We start from the raw sequence: 16,190 nt of genomic DNA, 5'->3' as shown, positions 1-16,190 counted from the left end.
AATGGCTGCCCACAGCGACGGGTAGTCGGCTCGGTGCTCCTGCACCATGCGAACGGCGCGTTCGCGGACTTCCGGGGAGAACTTCGGTGACTTGTTCATGGCTCCATCTTCTCAAGAGTTGGAGCCTCCTCAAAATCCGGGGCGGTTCAAATCTCAGGAAGCGCTTCCACGCTACACCTAAGAGCCCATAGGCGTCACGTTGCTGCGCCCAAGCGCTTCGACAGCCCTCGCGCCGCCTCGCGCAGATGCTGCGCCGCCGGGCTCGCAGGCCCGGTCTGCAGCGTGGCACTCGGCCCGATCACGGCGATGCACAGCACCAGCTGCCCGAACCCATCAAACACCGGCGTGGCCAGCGCGCTGATGCCGGGCAGAAGCTGGTCCGTCACCTCGCTGATCTGGTGCTGGCGCACGGCCTCCAGTTCGGCCGCAAAGGCGGGCTCGTCCAGCGCCCCCGCAAACCCTTCGGCAGCCAATGCAGCCGCAGCGCGCTCGCGCGGGCCGAAGGCTGCAAACACCTTGCCCGTGGCTGTGTGCCGCACCGAGGCCGTGGTGCCGTGGCGCATGGCCACATACACGGCGGTGGGGCCTTCTTCCACACGAATGATGGTGGGGCCGTTGTCGCCCCAGACCGAGGCGGACACGGTGTAGCCGATGCGCTGGGCCAGCGCGGGCAGCTCGGCAATGGCCAGGCGCACCGGGTCCACCTGCTGCAGGCTGATCAGGCCCAGCTGCATGGCCAAGGGGCCCAGGCCGTAGTGGCCACTCACGGCGTCCTGCTCGATGAGGCCGAGCTTGCCAAAACTCACCAGGTAGGGGTGGGCCTTGGCGGCCGTCATGTCCGCAGCGCGGGCCAGGTCCTTGAGCGCCATGCGCCGACCGGTGCGCGCCAGCACCTTCAGCAGCTGGCCGCCCACCTCCACGCTCTGGATGCCGCGCGGGCTGCGGGGCGTGTCTTCGTCGTCGGCGGGGGGCAGGTCGGAGGTCGTCGTGGGCATGGGGCGATTGTCTACGCAGCGCAGCATCCACCGGCCCTTCGGGTTTACACCTAAACAAATGCGTTAGACATAAACAAATTTCTTGCCTAACATCAACACATTCCGTTTAGATAAACGCATTCACCATTAACAAATCACCACCATGAGCACCGTCAAAACCTTTGCCTCCGCCGCCGACCTCGAAGTGAAGAAGGTGAGCTTCGACAAGCTCTCCGACCACGCCTACGCCTACACGGCCGAGGGTGACCCCAACACCGGCATCATCATTGGCGACGACGCGGTGATGGTCATCGACACCCAGGCCACACCCGTGATGGCGCAGGACGTGATCCGCCGCATCCGCGAGGTGACGGACAAGCCCATCAAGTACGTGCTGCTCTCGCACTATCACGCGGTGCGCGTGCTGGGGGCCAGCGCCTATGGGGCCGAACACATCATCGCCAGCGAGGACACCCGTGACCTCATCGTGGAGCGCGGCCAGTTCGACAAGGACAGCGAGATCGGCCGCTTTCCGCGCCTGTTCCAGAACGTGGAGAGCGTGCCGGACGGCCTGACCTGGCCGACCATGACCTTCAACAGGAAGATGACCCTGTGGCTGGGCAAGCTCGAAGTGCAGATCCTGCAGCTGGGCCGGGGCCACACCAAGGGCGACACGGTGGCCTGGCTGCCGCAAGAAAAGATCCTGTTCAGCGGCGACCTGGTGGAGTTCGACGCCACACCGTATGCGGGCGACGCGTACTTCCAGGACTGGCCGCAGACGCTGGACAACCTCGCCGCCCTGAAGCCCGAGAAGCTGGTGCCCGGCCGGGGCGCCGCGCTGCAGACGCCCGAGCAGGTGCAGGCGGGCCTGGCGGGCACACGCGCCTTCATCAGCGATCTGTATGACAGCGTGAAGGCCAGCGCTGCGCAAGGCGAAGACCTGCGCAAGGTGTACGAGGCCACGTTTGCCAAGCTGCAACCCAAGTACGGGCACTGGGTGATCTTCAACCACTGCATGCCGTTTGACGTGACCCGCGCCTACGACGAAGCCACGCAATACCCCGACCCACGCATCTGGACCGCCGAGCGCGACATCCAAATGTGGAAGGCTTTGGAAGGTTGAGCCCCCGAGGTTGGAGGAGACAAAAAAATGAATCCCAGAGACATTCCCGCCGAGGCCTTCCACGCCAGTGGTGCCGAGGTGCAGGCCCTCGACTTCGGCTACGTGCGCTCGCCCGACCAGGACCGCACCACGCCGGCACAACACCCCATCGTGGTCATCGGCGCGGGCCCCGTGGGCCTGTCGCTCGCCATTGACCTGGCCCAGCGCGGACAGCGTGTAGTGGTGCTGGACAACGACCACAAGCTCTCCATCGGCTCGCGCGCCATCTGCTTTGCCAAGCGCACGCTGGAGATCTGGGACCGCCTGGGCGTGGGCCAGCGCATGGTGGACAAGGGCGTGTCGTGGAACCTGGGCAAGGTGTTCCTCAAAGATGAGCAGCTGTACGAATTCAATCTGCTGCCCGAAGAAGGCCACGAGCGCCCCGCCTTCATCAACCTGCAGCAGTACTACGCCGAGGCCTACCTGGTGGAGCGTGCGCTGCAGTTGCCAGGCATCGACATCCGCTGGCACAACAAGGTCACTGCGGTGCAAGCCCGCGCGGACGGCGCGCTGCTGAGCATCGACACGCCCGAAGGCGCCTACCAGATGGATGCGCAATGGCTGGTGGCCTGCGACGGCGCACGCTCGCCCACGCGGCAGATGCTGGGGCTGGAGAGCAAGGGGCGCATTTTTCAGGACCGCTTCCTGATCGCCGATGTGAAGCTGGCGGATGAGGCGAACTTCCCCACAGAGCGCTGGTTCTGGTTCGACCCGCCCTTTCATCCCAACCAGAGCGTGCTGCTGCACCGCCAGCCCGACAACGTCTGGCGCATCGACTTCCAGCTGGGCTGGGACGCCGACCCCGAAGAAGAAAAGAAACCCGAGAACATCATCCCGCGCGTGAAGGCGCTGCTGGGTGCGGATGCACAGTTTGAGCTGGACTGGGCCAGCGTCTACACCTTTGCCTGCCTGCGCATGGACCGGTTCGTGCACGGCCGCGTCATCTTTGCGGGCGACAGCGCCCACGGCGTCTCGCCCTTTGGCGCACGCGGCGCCAACAGCGGCGTGCAGGACGCGGAGAACCTGGCCTGGAAGCTGGACTGGGTGCTCCAGGGCCGAGCGAGCCCCGCGCTGGTGAACACCTATGGCCCCGAGCGTGAATACGCGGCCGATGAGAACCTGTGCAACTCCACCCGCGCCACCGACTTCATCACGCCCAAGAGCGAAGTGAGCCGCCTGTTCCGCGATGCGGCACTGCATTTGGCGCGCGAGCATGCGTTTGCGCGGCGCATCGTGAACAGCGGGCGCCTGTCGGTGCCCGCCACGCTGCACCAATCGCCACTGAACACGCCGGATACCGATCACTTCGCAGGCACCCAGGTGCCCGGCGCCGTGCTGCTGGATGCGCCGTTGACGAAGCAAGGCCAGCCCACCTGGCTGCTGCGCGAGCTGGGGCCGGACTTCACGCTGCTGGTGTTTGGCCCCGCCCCTGCATGGGCCCATGACCTGCCCAACGTGAAGGTGCTGCAGATCGGCATCGACGCGATCGACCACCAGGCCCTGGCCGCAAAGCGGCTGGACGCGCTGCCGCGCACCGTGTACCTGGTGCGGCCCGACCAGCATGTGTGCGCACGCTGGCGCACGCCCACCGAAGCGGCCGTGCGCAGCGCACTGGCCCGTGCCACGGCCGCCTGACGAGGATGACGACAAGGAACATGCCCATGCTGAACACACAACCGAACCTGCAGGCCTGCGACGACTTTTATGAAGCGCTGATTGCCGCACACCAGGGTCTGACCACGCCCGAAAGCCACGCCATGAACGCACGCCTGGTGCTGCTGCTGGCCAACCACATTGGCGACCAGGCCACGCTGCAGCACGCGCTGCAACTGGCGCGCGGCAGCGCCGTGCCCACGGCCGACCGGCGCACCACCCCGGCCGTCACGCCGGTGGTGCCCACCCACGCGGTGGCGGCCTAGCCCGCCCCTTCTGCAATCACCACGACAGCACCGCGCAGACGGTGCAGGGTCCGACTCGACTTGAACTTTCACAACCACGGAGACAACATCACCATGCAGCGCAAACATTTCCTCGCCACCCTGGCCGGGCTGGCCCTGGCCACCACCTTGCCCCTGGCCCACGCCCAGGACTCCAAGCCGCTCGAATGGGTGGTGGGCTACGCCGCAGGCGGCGGCTCGGACATCGTGGCGCGCACGATTGCCGAGTCGATGTCGGCCACGCTGGGCCGCCCCATCGTCATCAACAACAAGCCCGGCGCGGGCACCAACATTGCCGCCGAGTACAGCGCACGCAACAAGGACTACGGCAACCTGATGTTCTCGGCCGACTTCGCCACGCTGGCGGCCAACCCTTTTTTGTTCAGCAAGCTGAGCTACAACGCCGAGAAGGACTTCCAGCCTGTGGGCCTGCTGGTGCGCTTTCCCATGTTCCTGGTGGTGTCCAACAACGTGCCCGCCAAGAACTTGAAGGAGTTCATGGCCTGGGCCAAAGGGATGCCCGATGGGGTGAATTGGGCATCGGCCGGGCCGGGCAGCCCACACCACCTGGTGGGTGAGCTGTTCCGCGAGCAGAGCGGACTCAAGCTCACGCACGTGCCGTATCGCGGCGCGGCCCCCGCCATCCAGGACGTGATCGGCGGCCAGGTGCCCGCGATGTGGATCGACAGCGCCACGGTGTACCCGTTCCTCAACACCGGCAAAGTGAAGGCCATTGGCGTGGCCAGCCCACAGCGCGTGACGACCATGCCCGATGTGGCCACGATTTCCGAGCAAGGGCTGCAAGGGTTTGAGGGGTTTGCGTGGCAAGGCCTGGTGGTGCCCACCGGCGCATCGGCCGATGTGGCGGCAAACTTCAGCAAGGCCCTGCAGACCGCTCTGGCCGACACCCGCACCAAAGCCCGCCTGCAGGCCCTGGGCGTGGAGCCCATGCCCGGCACCGCCGCGCAGATGGGCAGCTTTGCGCGCACCGAGCGCGAGAAGTGGGGGCGGGTCATTACCAAGGTGGGCGTAAAACTCGACTAACCCCCTGTGTCGCCTTCGGCGCCTTCCCCCAAGGGGGACGCCACCCGTGGCCTTGCAGAGCCAGCTCCACGGTGGCACTGGCGGGCGCAGCGCCCACATGCCGCGCACCTCCCGCTAAGCAACGCTCAGCGGCTGCGTGCCAGCCGCCGCTTGCGCTGAAGCGCGGGTGCCAGCCACAACAGCTGCACGGTGGCATAACCCAACACCGCCATCACCAGCCCCAGCGTGGGCAGGCCCACCAGCAGCGGTGCGCCCAGGGCCTGCATCCAGGTGCCCAGCGCCTGCACCGAGAAGTCTCCGCCCGGCACCACGCTGCTCCATGCAGGCAGGGTGTGGGTGCCGGGCATGACCAGTGCGCCCAGGTAGAACGCCAGCACATACAGCGGCACGGTGGTGAGCGGGTTGGTATAGAACGTGGCCACGCCGCCCGCCACGATGTTGCCGCGCAGCCAGGCGCAGACCAGCAACGTGCCCGGGATTTGCAGCGGGCCGGGGATCAGCCCGCAGAACATGCCCGCCGCCACACCGCGCGCCAGTGGCTGGCGCTGAAAGCGGAACAGCGCACGCTGCTCCAGCCAGGGCTGGTAGCGCGCCAGCCAGCCGCGCTCCAGGTGGGCGCGCGCCCGGGGTTCCAGCCCGCGCAGCCAGCGGCGCAAGGTGCAGAGCATCTGCATCGGCCGCCTCCTCAGCCCCAGGCCAGCGCGGCGGCAGCACCGGCGCCACACAGGGCCGACAGCCCCATCAGCAGCCGCACATCGCGCCGCTCGTTGCCCGCCCGGTGGGCGATGACGGTGGCCGCGACCAGGCCCGCCAGCAGAAAAAGCAGAACAGAGTCGAAGAGTTCCATGGTGTGTGGCCTTGTCTTGTTTTCAGTCTTTGGGTGGCAGAGCCGGGGCACCGTGGGCGCTTTCGCCCGAGCTGCGCAGCGACAGGAAGATGGAACCTGCAATCAGCGAAGCCGTCACCAGCAGCGCATAACCGATCGGGATCTTCACCAGGTCGATGAGCAGCATCTTGCCGCCGATGAACACCAGCACCAGCGCCAGGCCATAGGCCAGCAGGTGGAAGCGGTTGGCCAGGTCGGCCAGCAGGAAGTACAGCGCACGCAGGCCCAGGATGGCAAAGATGTTGGCCGTGAGCACGATGAACGGGTCGCTCGTGATCGCGAAGATGGCAGGGATGCTGTCCACCGCAAAGATCACGTCGGTGGTGCCAATGAGCACCAGCACGGCAAACAGCGGGGTGTAGTGCTTCACGCCATTGACCATGGTGCTGAGCTTCTCGCCATCAAAGTGGTCGGTGATGCGGATGCGTTTCTTCAGCAGCTTGAGCACCGGATTGGTGGCGATGTCAGGCTCCTGGCCCGCAGCAAACCACATCTTCACGCCCGTGATGACCAGGAACGCGCCGAACACATACAGCAGCCAGTGGAAGGTAGCCAGCAGCCAGGCACCGGCCAGGATGAGCACCGTGCGCAGCACGATGGCACCGATGATGCCGATGATGAGCGCGCGCTTCTGGTACTGCGGCGGCACGGCAAAGTAGCTGAACAGCATCAGGAAGACGAAGATGTTGTCCACCGACAGGCTCTTCTCCACCAGGTAGCCGGTGATGAACTGCATCGACACCGTGTTGGCCACCTCGCGGCCCTGGCTGCCGTCCAGGTACCACCACAGGATGGCGACGAACACAAAGGCCAGCGAGAACCACAGCACGCTCCAGCGCAGCGCCTCTTTCATCGTGACCTTGTGCGCGCCCTGGCGCTCCATCACCAAGAGGTCGATGGCAATGGCCACCACCACAAAGACGGCAAAACCCGTCCACATCCACCAGGTGCCTATTGTTTCCATGATCTTTCTCCAAAGGGGAATGCTTGGCCGGGCGCCCCACCCGGCAACAGACCCGCACTGTAGGGACGCAATGCATTCTTAAAAACCTGTCATATTGGTAGCATTGGTTCGGCTTTTACGAACCAAGCCTGTTTCTCCCCCGAAAGACGCCCATGAGCCAGAGCTTCAACTACCGCCATCTTTTCTACTTCTGGGTGGTGGCCAAGGAAGGCGGCATCGCCCGCGCCGCCGAGCGGCTGGACATGGCCGTGCAGACCATCAGCGCCCAGGTGCGCGAGCTGGAAAAGTCCCTGGGCGTGAGCCTGCTGCGCACCGAAGGCCGCAACCTGGTGCTGACCGACGCGGGCGTGGCCGCGCTGCACGAGGCGGACCACATCTTCGCTTTAGGCGAGCTGCTGCCCGTGCGCGTGCGCGAGGCCGCCAGCGGCCAGACGCTGCGCCTCAACCTCGGCATCTCCGACGGCATCGCCAAGCTGGCCGTGCACCGGCTGCTGACGCCCGTGCTGGACGAGCCCCACCTGCGCCTGCTGTGCCACGAGGGCGAGTTCCAGCCACTCTTGGGCGAGCTGGCGCTGCACAAGCTCGACGCCGTGCTGGCCGACCGCGCCGCGCCGCCCAACCCGGCCCTGCGCACCACCAGCCAGCTGCTGGGCAGCAGCGCCATCGCCTGGTACGCACCGCCGCTGTGGGCCGAGGCGGCGGCCAACAACTTCCCCCACAGCCTGGCCGTGGTGCCCGTGCTGCTGCCCACCGACCACGCGGCCATGCGCGCGCGCATCGACCACTGGCTGGAACGCGAGCGCATCCGCCCGCGCATTGCGGGTGAGTTTGAAGACAGCGCGCTGCTGAGCACCTTTGCCGCCACCGGCATGGGCGTGATGCCCGCGCCCGTCTCGCTGGGCGAGCACCTGGCGCAGACCCACGGCCTGGTGCAGGTGGGCACCACGCCCGACGTGCAGGAGCAGTTCCACCTGATCTACAGCGCCCGCAAGGTGATGCACCCGCTGCTCACGCGGCTGCTGGAGGCGGGGAGCAGCGGATCGCTCCTGAATTGATAGCTACCAGAACTTACCCAGCGGGCGGAAGAGGCCAAAAAAGGCCCAAAACTCAGCGCACACAGAACCCTGCAGCCCGTCAGTCGCGCCCCGCCCGCTCGATGTGCAAGGCCGCCGATGCCGGGTCGGAAAAGCACAGCTCGTGGCTGCCCGGGCACTCCACCAGGCGGAACAGGCCCAGCCGCTCCGACAGGCGCGGGTGCCAGGGCAGGCTGTGGGGCAGCGCGGTGTCCTGCTGCGCATTCAGGTAGCTCTTGCCCACCTCCAGCACGGCCAGCGGCACCGGCAGCTGCGCGGGTTCGGTGAAGGTGCGGTAGGGGTGGGGGTTCAGCAGCGCGTAGGTGCTTTGCGCCAGGGCCTCGTCGGCATCGTTGATGAAGGCCTCGCGCCAGATGGGGTACGGCAGCATCACGGCATTGCCGCTGCTGGCCGCCACCTGGTCGAACAGCGCGCGGTAGTGCGGCGGGACCAGGTCATTCAGGCATTCGCCCGGCTGCGGCACAAAGGCGTTCCAGTACACCAGGCGGCGGATGCGGCCGGGCAAGCGCGCGGGCATGTGGCTGATGACCATGCCACCGTAGCTGTGGCCCACCAGCCGCACGTCGGTCAGGTCCAGGCCTTCGATGAAGGCCGCCAGCGACTCCACTGCGTCGGCCAGGCCTGTGGCCGCGCGGTCGTCGCCGGGGTTGTTGCCCGCGAGCGTGGGGCAGTGCACCGTGTGGCCCCGCGCGCGCAGGTGGGTGGCGGTGGCTTCCATCTCGGCACCGGTGTGCCAGGCGCCATGGACCAGGACATAGGTATCCGGCATGTGTGTCTCCTTGGGGTTGTGTTGCAGGACCGGGCAATTTGCCCTGCCGTTACCTTAGAAACACTGGGTGGCGCTGAATGGCCCGCGCGTGCCAGCCTGCTGTGCTGGATGTGCCAGATACCTCACCGACAGGTCGGCGCGGCCTTTTCAACGGGGGGATAGCGCGTGGCCTCAGCCACCGCGCCGCCACTGCGCGGGCGATACACCCATGGCGCGCTGGAAGGCGCGCGCGAAATGCGAGGCGTCGGCAAAGCCGCAGCGCCGCCCAATCTCGGCCACGGCCACATGGGCCAGTTGGGGGCGGCGCAGCAGCTCGCCCGCCCGCTTCAGGCGCAGTTCACGCAAGGTGCCTGCGAAGGTGTGGCCCTGCGCCGCAAAGGCCCGGTGCAGGGTGCGCAGCGACACACCCGCCTCCTGCGCCAGCGCCGGGGCCGAGAGGCCCGGCTGGTCGATGCGCGCCCGCAGCAACGCGCACAGATGGGCATGCAGGCTGCGCGCAGCCGTGGGGGCCGGTGGCTGGGGCGGCTCCAGCGCCGCGCACAACAGCGCGCCCAGATGGTCGGACAGCAAGGCAGGCGGCAGGGCCTGCGCCGAGGCCGGGTCACGCGCCAGCTGCACGGCCAGCGCCCCCAGGCTCTGGCCCCAGCCCTGGTCGCGCCAGGCCACGCGCGGCCCGGGCGCCTCGGCCTGCTGCAGCCACTGCCCCACCCAGGCGCGCGGCAGCTGCAGCGACACGCAATGCACACCTTCGGGAAAGTGCAGTTCGTAAGGCCGGGCCGAATCCAGCAGCACCACATCGCCCGGGCGCAGGTGGGCCACATGGCCATCCTGGCGCACATGCCACGCGGTCTCGGCCTGGCCGATCAGGTAGAAGGGCAGCTGGCGGCTGCGCGCAATGCCTGCAGGCGTGCGAAACACGTCCTGGGTGGAAGCCCGCACGCGGTTGATGGACAGCGTCTCCACCGGCAGGCTTTGCAGCTCCCCGCCAAACAGCGGCGCCTCGCGGGAGCTGCAGTCCATCTCCAGAAACGCCTCGCAGATCGCGCCCACCCAGTAGTCCAGGCGCGCGGGCGGCGCCACCACGTCGGTGGTCCAGTGGCGCAGAGCAGCGGGGGACGAAGGCGCGGGGGCGGCGGCGGGCATGGCGCCCAATCTACCGGCAAGGGTGCCTGGCGGGCAACAGGGCTAGCCCTGCCGTCCGCCCGCTGACTTGCATGCCCGCCAAGTTCAGCGCTGCGGCATGTCCTTGACCGAATACCCCAGACTCACCGTCGCATCGTCGGGGATTGCGGGCATCGACTCATTCCACGCCTCCCACGCGGCGCGCATGGCCTGCAAGCGCTCGGGCTCCACGGGCGCACGGTTGGCGCGCTCGCGTTCGTCGTCGGCCAGGTTGAACAGGTAATCGTTGCCATCCACCCGCAGGTACTTCCACACGCCCTGGCGCATGGCGCGCTGGCCCCGGTGGTTCATGCGCCAGAACAGCGGGGGCGCGTCGCGCAGGCTGGCATCGCGCAGCAGCGGCATCAGCGAGCGGCCGTCCAGCGGGTAGTCCGCATGTGCAGCGGCCCCTGCGGCGTCGAGCATGGTGGCCGACCAGTCCATGGTCATGCAGGTCTGCGCGCTCACGCCGCCGGGCGCAATCACCGCGGGCCAGTGGGCGATCCAGGGCACGCGGATGCCACCTTCGGTCAGGTCCATCTTGCCGCCCACCAGCGGCCAGCTGTCCGAGAAGCGCTCGCCGCCGTTGTCGCTGGTGAACACGACCAGCGTGTCGCGGGCGATGCCTTGGCGCTGCAGCGCGGCCATGATGCGGCCGATGCCCTCGTCCATGTGGTGGATCATGCGGCGGTAGGTCTCGATGTTGCCGCCGTGCAGGTGGAACAGGTTCGTCTTCACCTCCTGCGCCAGCGCCTCATCGTCGCGGGTCTCCCACGGCCAGTGGGGCGCGGTGTAGTGCAGGCTCAGGAAGAACGGCGTGCCGGCCTGCGCGCCCGGCGCCATGCGGTCCACGTAGTCCAGCGCGTGGTCGGTGATGAGGTCGGTGAGGTAGCCGTCCTGCTGCTTTTCCTCCTCGCCCAGGTACAGGTCGTGCGTGCCGGTGGAACTGCAGTGGGTGAAGTAATCCACCCCGCCCGACATGGGGCCGAAGAACTCTTCATAGCCCGAGCGCAGCGGCCCGAACGCGGGCGGGTAGCCCAGGTGCCACTTGCCCATCAGCGCCGTGCGGTAGCCCGCTGCGCGCAGCAGCGAGGGCAGCGTGGGGTGATCGGGCGGCAGGCCCAGGGTGGTGCTGCCCCGGCTTTTGCTGTTGATGGGCTCCTCGGCCGCGCCGCGCAAGCGGTACTGGTAGCGCGCCGTCATCAGCGCAAAACGCGTGGGCGAGCAGACGGGGGAATTGGAATAGCCCTGCGTGAGCTTGAGGCCGTTGGCCGCCAGCTGATCAAGCACCGGAGACACCGGGCCAAACGCCGCGTCGCGCCCGCCATAGCAGCCCAGGTCGGCATAGCCGAGGTCGTCGGCGACGATGAAGATGATGTTGGGGCGGATGGTCATGGTTTGAACCCTGAGCGCTGCACCACCGGCGCCCACTGCGCGCGATACGCCTTGAGCATGGCTTCGGTCTGGGCCATGGTCGCCACCACGGGCTCCATCTTGGCGGCCTCAAACTTGCGCTGGGTGTCAGGGTCTTTCATCACCTCGTGGATCAGACCGGCCAGGCGCTCAGCCTGGGCCTTGGGCATGCCCATGGGCGCGAAGAAGGTGTTCCATCCGGTCGCAGCCAGGTCCAGACCGCTCTCCTTGAAGGTGGGGATCTTTCCATCCAGCGCACTGCGCTTGGCACCCGACGCGGCCAGGATGCGGATCTTGCCCGCCTCGTGCTGCGGCAGCAGGGTGTCAAACGTATCAAACGCCACGGGCACCTGGCCGCCCAGCAGGTCGTTGAGCAGGGGCGCCGAGCCCCGGTAGCCCACCACCTCGGCGCGCACCTTGGCGGCATCGCCCACCATCAGACCGAAGAAGTGCGGCAGGCTGCCCGTGGCGGGCACGCCGAAGTTGGCCTTGTCGGGGTTGGCGCGCAGCCAGGCCAGCAGGTGCGGCAGCTCCTTCACCGGCACGGCGCTGCCCACGGCCACGCCAAATTCGTAGCTGTTGACATGGCTCACGGGGCGGAAGTCGCGTTCGGGGTCATAGCCCGCGTCGGGGAAGACCAGCGGTGCCACCAGCATCACGGCGGGGTTGGCCAGCAGCAGCGTGGGCTGGTTGGCGGGCGCTGCTTTGACGGCCTGGGCCGACAGGCGGCCGCCCGCGCCAGTCTTGTTCTCCACGATCACGGGCGTGCCAAGCTTGCTGCCCAGCTTGTCGGCCACGATGCGGGCCACACGATCGGTGGAGCCGCCGGGGGCGTAGCCCACCACGATGCGCAGCGGCACGTCCTGGGTCTGCGGCTGTGCCTGGGCCAGGGTGGCACACAGGGCAAGTGTGGCGGTCAGCACAAAGGCAAGGGGTTTGCGCATGGTCGAAATCTCCAGGGGCGATGGCAGGGCCCGCGCAGCCGCGCAGGGGGATGGATGGCCGGACTGTATTGGCCACACAATCAATTGATCTAATCAATTGATGCCCGGAAATACCCTGATGCCCGCGCCTGCTCCGGCCCCCTCATCCCCCACCCCATCCCCTCCGCCCGGCCACCGGTTGGCCCACCCGCAGGCCGCCAACGACCTGCTCATGTACCGCCTCAACCGCCTGCTGGCGGTGGCGGGCAGCCTGGTGGTGCGGCTGTGCGAGGGCGGCTACGGCATCACCCGGCGCGAGTGGGGGCTGCTGATGGTGCTGGCGCAACACCCCGGCATGCCCCCGGCCGAACTGGCCCAGCGCCTGGGGCTGGACCGCGCCCGCACCTCGCGCGCCATCACCTCGCTGCTGGCCAAGAAGCTCATCACCCGCAATGCCATGCCCGGCGACCGGCGCCAGGCTGTGCTGAGCCTCACGCCCGCAGGCCATGCGGTGCACGACGGCCTGTTCCCGCAGGTCAAGGCACTCAACCAGGATCTGCTGGCCGAGCTCAGCGCCGAGGCGGTGGCGGGCCTGGACCAGGCCCTGGCCGACATGCAGCAGCGCGCCGAGGCGCTGGTCGCCACCCGCACCGACGTACCGCGCACCTACCGGCTGCGGGGCGGGCGGCATGTGGATTGAGGGACATCCCCCGCCGTGCGCCCCAAAACGGGGAGACGGCGATATCCTCGAACACGCTCTGTAACACCCATGCAGGGTTGCCCCCGCGCTTTCCCGTCCGACCACGACCCAGGCTCTAAAGCCCGCACCCATGTCCCAGCACTCAACCTCTTTGTGGAGCCCCTTGCGCCAACCCGCGTTCCGGGGCCTGTGGATTTGTGGCGGCATCTTTTTTGTGGGCAGCGGCATGCAGACCATGGCGGCCGCCTGGCTCATGGTGGAGCTGACGGGCTCGTCCTTTCTGGCCGCGCTGGTGCAGACGGCCGTTTTCATGCCCATGTTCTTGCTGGCGCTGCCCGCCGGTGTGCTGGCCGACACCACCGACCGGCGGCGCCTGGTCTCGGGCGCGCTGCAGGCGCAGGCGGGGGCCAGTGCGCTGCTCACGCTGCTGGTGCTGAGCGGCTGGGGCGGATCGGCCTCGGTGCTGTTCCTGGTGTTTGTGTGCGGCTGCTGCACCGCAGTGCTCACGCCCGCGTGGAATTCCTCGGTCATCGACCCCGTGCCGCGCGACGAATGGCCCCAGGCCATCACCGCCGTGAGCATTGCCTACAACGCCGCGCGCGCCGTGGGCCCCACGCTGGCGGGCCTGGTGTTTGCCCAGCTGGGCGCGGGCTGGGTGTTTGCGATCACCGTGACCACCACGCTGGTGATGTGGGACTCCATCCGCCGCTGGCCGCCCAAGGCGCACCCGCCCTCCAAACTGCCCGCCGAACGCCTGTGGGGCGGCACCCTGAGCGGCCTGCGTTTTGCCTGGCACTCGCGCATGATCCTTGCGCAGTTGGTGCGTGTGATGGCGTTCAGCGCTGCGGGCTCGGCCCTGTGGGCGCTGCTGCCGGTGATTGCCCAGCGCCTGGGCACGGGTGCGCCGGGTTTTGGGCTGCTGATGGGCTGCCTGGGCACAGGCGCCGTGGCCGTGGGCCTGGTGCTGGGGCGGCTGCGCGCACGTTTTGGCATGGAGATCATCGTGGGCGTGGGTGGCATCGTGTTCGGCGCGGCCATGCTGGTGGCGGCCCTCACCAAGATCACGGCGGTGGTCTACATCGCCATGCTGTTTGCGGGTGCGGCCTGGATGTCGGCCATGTCCACTTTCAACACCGCCACCCAGGCCAGCGCGCCGCAGTGGGTGCGTTCCCGCGCCGTGGCCATGCACATGGTGGCGGCGCTGGGCGCATTTGCGATGGGCTCGGCGTTCTGGGGCGCGGCGTCCGACATCCTGGGCCTCACGCCCACGCTGTGCGTGGCCGCCGCGTTGATGGGCGTGGGCCTGCTGCTGGCGCGCCCCATGCCGCTGCGCATGGGCGCGCTGCACGAGGTGACCCAGGCCACGCCCTGGGATGAACTCTTCATCGAGGCCGAGCCCTTGCCCGAGGCGGGCCCGGTGGCCGTGGAGGTGGGCTACCGCATCGCCCCCGGCACCGACGCCGCCTTCCTCGACACCATCAGCCGCATGAAGGCCCCGCGCCGCCGCGACGGCGCCACCTTCTGGCGCGTGTACAAGGACCTGGGCGAGCCCTCGCGCTATGTGGAGCGCTTCATCGTCGAATCCTGGGCCGACTACCTGCACCAGCGCGCCCGCGCCACCATGGCCGACCAGGCGCTGGAGACGGAGGTGCGGGCGTTCCTGGCGCCGGGCGAGGTGGTGCGGATGTCGCACTACATTGCGGAGCGGTAGCTCTCCACTCAGCTGAAGGTCCCTACAACGGCCTGAACCAGCCAGCCACCGTCGTCGCCACGAACACGGCCCGACGGGAGTGTCGGCTTTCAATGCAATGCAATGCACGCACTGCATTCAAGCTATTGCAACTACCCGAGATCCATGGTCCACGACGGTGCGGCAATTGAATGCGCAAAACCTGGGCCCAAAGACCGGCCATCAGGCTGGAGCAGAAGACGTTTTGTTTCTCGCCATCTTCATGAAGGGCCGTTCAATCAGTCGATAGCTGATGTACGCAACAACCACTGTGATAAAAAATGCCAAGAATGTGCGATGGTATTTGTTTTGAACAAAACCCATCACCAGCATAAGAATGGGATAGTGGATCAGATAAAAAGAATACGAAATATCAGAGAGCAGCTTGACCGGCTTCGGATTGCTGTAATTTGAATCCTTCAAGATCAAGAAAAGCGCAGAAACGCCCAGGCCCGTGATAAAAATAGGCGTTACCGCGACAGGCTCCCAAGACTTGAACAACGCAACTGTAGAAATCAAAAGCGCCAGCAAGGCTGCCTTATCAAATCGTGGCTGCTTCACTGCAATCCAAGCCCCAAAAAAGAAAAATGGCATCTGCGCGATTGCACTATTCTGGACGAAGAAGTATTTTTGTCCCGGATCCTGGATTCCAGAAAACATCCGCAGGCCTACCCCACCAGTGACCCACACACAGGCCAGCAAAACAAAAATAATGGTGTACTTCGATGGCGCCTTGAAAAATCTTGCTGCAATCAAGAAGGCCAGAACATACCAAACAGCCTCAACGGTGAGCGTCCAGGTAACGCGCAAGGCGTCATACTTCAAATAGGCGTCCGGGAAAAAATGCTGCAGAAAAAGCAGGTGGGCAACGAGGCTTTTGATATCAAGCGTAGCAAACGCGAGGTTGCCAAACAGGATGGAAAAAGCAAAAAACCAGAACAAATAGGCCGGATATATCCTCAACACCCGATGCTTCAAGTAGTCCAGGGCAGAGTGCCGCAGGACACTTTGAATAATCAAATAGCCGCTGATGACGAAAAATATCTGAACCCCAAGCCATCCACCGGAAATTCCAAAATACGGAACGGTAACAATACCCAGCGAATGCAGGTGATTCACAAACACCATGACCACCGCTGCCGCTCTCAATGTTTCAATCGAGTGATTTTTTGAATTTTGATTTTCTTGGGTCATTGGATATCAAGAATAAATGACAAAACAGCGTCTTAARAATTGCACCAAGAATGCAATACAAGATTCACCGCTGGATTCACACCCTGCCTACGTGTCGCATCCCGGACGATTGCATAGACTCTAAACGCTATCCACTCTTCATGGCCCGAGCTGTTTTGAAGGAGTTGATAGAGTCCTTGCAATCTATCCAGGGAGTGAAGCCATGTTGATTGCCCTGCACAAGAACGCCCGCACCACTCC

General features: G+C 66.2%; 16 protein-coding genes. 7 read left to right on the top strand and 9 right to left on the bottom strand.

Annotated elements, in window-relative coordinates:
* Positions 1 to 194: 194 nt before the first annotated feature.
* Positions 195 to 995 (bottom strand): IclR family transcriptional regulator, encoded by an 801-nt coding sequence (locus A1D30_RS19880; RefSeq protein ID WP_063462463.1) that lies wholly within the window; start codon positions 993 to 995, stop codon positions 195 to 197.
* Between the two features lie 142 nt (positions 996 to 1,137).
* Here A1D30_RS19880 and A1D30_RS19875 point away from each other — a divergent pair, with 142 nt between their 5' ends.
* The 4 genes from A1D30_RS19875 (at position 1,138) to A1D30_RS19860 (ending at position 5,117) form a co-directional block, all read left to right on the top strand.
* A complete protein-coding gene (locus tag A1D30_RS19875; RefSeq protein ID WP_063462444.1) occupies positions 1,138 to 2,097 on the top strand; it encodes an MBL fold metallo-hydrolase in 960 nt (319 codons plus the stop codon).
* 27 nt (positions 2,098 to 2,124) lie between these two features.
* Positions 2,125 to 3,771, top strand: a complete 1,647-nt coding sequence (locus A1D30_RS19870) for an FAD-dependent oxidoreductase (protein WP_063462443.1) — start codon at positions 2,125 to 2,127, stop codon at positions 3,769 to 3,771.
* Between the two features lie 26 nt (positions 3,772 to 3,797).
* Positions 3,798 to 4,055, top strand: a complete 258-nt coding sequence (locus A1D30_RS19865; RefSeq protein WP_063462442.1) for a DUF2783 domain-containing protein — start codon at positions 3,798 to 3,800, stop codon at positions 4,053 to 4,055.
* A 93-nt stretch (positions 4,056 to 4,148) separates the two neighbouring features.
* Positions 4,149 to 5,117, top strand: a complete 969-nt coding sequence (locus tag A1D30_RS19860; RefSeq protein ID WP_063462441.1) for a tripartite tricarboxylate transporter substrate binding protein — start codon at positions 4,149 to 4,151, stop codon at positions 5,115 to 5,117.
* Positions 5,118 to 5,242: 125 nt separating this feature from the next.
* On the opposite strand, the gene A1D30_RS19855 is transcribed toward A1D30_RS19860, so the two are convergent.
* From A1D30_RS19855 to A1D30_RS19850, 3 genes are read right to left on the bottom strand one after another with little or no spacing between them, the layout of a single operon-like run.
* Entirely contained in the window at positions 5,243 to 5,791 is a 549-nt protein-coding gene (locus tag A1D30_RS19855; protein WP_242421956.1) for a DUF2062 domain-containing protein, read from the bottom strand.
* 11 nt (positions 5,792 to 5,802) lie between these two features.
* Positions 5,803 to 5,964: a hypothetical protein gene (locus tag A1D30_RS26095; RefSeq protein WP_165773919.1), complete on the bottom strand. Its 162-nt coding sequence runs from the start codon at positions 5,962 to 5,964 to the stop codon at positions 5,803 to 5,805.
* 22 nt (positions 5,965 to 5,986) lie between these two features.
* A complete protein-coding gene (locus tag A1D30_RS19850) occupies positions 5,987 to 6,967 on the bottom strand; it encodes a TerC family protein (RefSeq protein ID WP_063462440.1) in 981 nt (326 codons plus the stop codon).
* 152 nt (positions 6,968 to 7,119) lie between these two features.
* Here A1D30_RS19850 and A1D30_RS19845 point away from each other — a divergent pair, with 152 nt between their 5' ends.
* Positions 7,120 to 8,022, top strand: a complete 903-nt coding sequence (locus tag A1D30_RS19845; protein ID WP_063462439.1) for a LysR family transcriptional regulator — start codon at positions 7,120 to 7,122, stop codon at positions 8,020 to 8,022.
* A gap of 79 nt (positions 8,023 to 8,101) precedes the next feature.
* Here the strand turns inward: A1D30_RS19845 and A1D30_RS19840 are convergent, their stop codons facing one another.
* The 4 genes from A1D30_RS19840 to A1D30_RS19825 all read right to left on the bottom strand — a co-directional run bounded on the left by A1D30_RS19840 (position 8,102) and on the right by A1D30_RS19825 (position 12,348).
* Positions 8,102 to 8,830, bottom strand: coding sequence for an alpha/beta hydrolase (locus A1D30_RS19840; RefSeq protein WP_063462438.1), 729 nt, complete (start codon positions 8,828 to 8,830; stop codon positions 8,102 to 8,104).
* A gap of 171 nt (positions 8,831 to 9,001) precedes the next feature.
* Positions 9,002 to 9,973, bottom strand: a complete 972-nt coding sequence (locus A1D30_RS19835; RefSeq protein WP_063462437.1) for a helix-turn-helix domain-containing protein — start codon at positions 9,971 to 9,973, stop codon at positions 9,002 to 9,004.
* 84 nt (positions 9,974 to 10,057) lie between these two features.
* Positions 10,058 to 11,386, bottom strand: a complete 1,329-nt coding sequence (locus tag A1D30_RS19830) for a sulfatase-like hydrolase/transferase (RefSeq protein ID WP_063462436.1) — start codon at positions 11,384 to 11,386, stop codon at positions 10,058 to 10,060.
* Positions 11,383 to 12,348, bottom strand: a complete 966-nt coding sequence (locus A1D30_RS19825; RefSeq protein ID WP_063462435.1) for a tripartite tricarboxylate transporter substrate-binding protein — start codon at positions 12,346 to 12,348, stop codon at positions 11,383 to 11,385. Before A1D30_RS19825 ends, A1D30_RS19830 begins: the two co-directional genes overlap by 4 nt.
* A gap of 100 nt (positions 12,349 to 12,448) precedes the next feature.
* On the opposite strand from A1D30_RS19825, the gene A1D30_RS19820 reads away from it, so the two are divergent.
* On the top strand, positions 12,449 to 13,027 hold the full coding sequence (locus A1D30_RS19820; RefSeq protein ID WP_242421955.1) for a MarR family transcriptional regulator: 579 nt from the start codon (positions 12,449 to 12,451) through the stop codon (positions 13,025 to 13,027).
* Between the two features lie 130 nt (positions 13,028 to 13,157).
* Positions 13,158 to 14,738: an MFS transporter gene (locus tag A1D30_RS19815; protein WP_063462433.1), complete on the top strand. Its 1,581-nt coding sequence runs from the start codon at positions 13,158 to 13,160 to the stop codon at positions 14,736 to 14,738.
* A gap of 201 nt (positions 14,739 to 14,939) precedes the next feature.
* Here the strand turns inward: A1D30_RS19815 and A1D30_RS19810 are convergent, their stop codons facing one another.
* Complete coding sequence (locus tag A1D30_RS19810; RefSeq protein ID WP_082836543.1) at positions 14,940 to 15,950, bottom strand: acyltransferase; 1,011 nt, start codon at positions 15,948 to 15,950, stop codon at positions 14,940 to 14,942.
* Positions 15,951 to 16,190: the final 240 nt, after the last annotated feature.

The sequence above is a fragment of the Acidovorax sp. GW101-3H11 genome (assembly GCF_001633105.1).
Lineage (GTDB): Bacteria > Pseudomonadota > Gammaproteobacteria > Burkholderiales > Burkholderiaceae_C > Acidovorax.
Note: the sequence above shows the minus strand (reverse complement) of the source record. Positions and strands in the feature narration are given on the sequence as shown.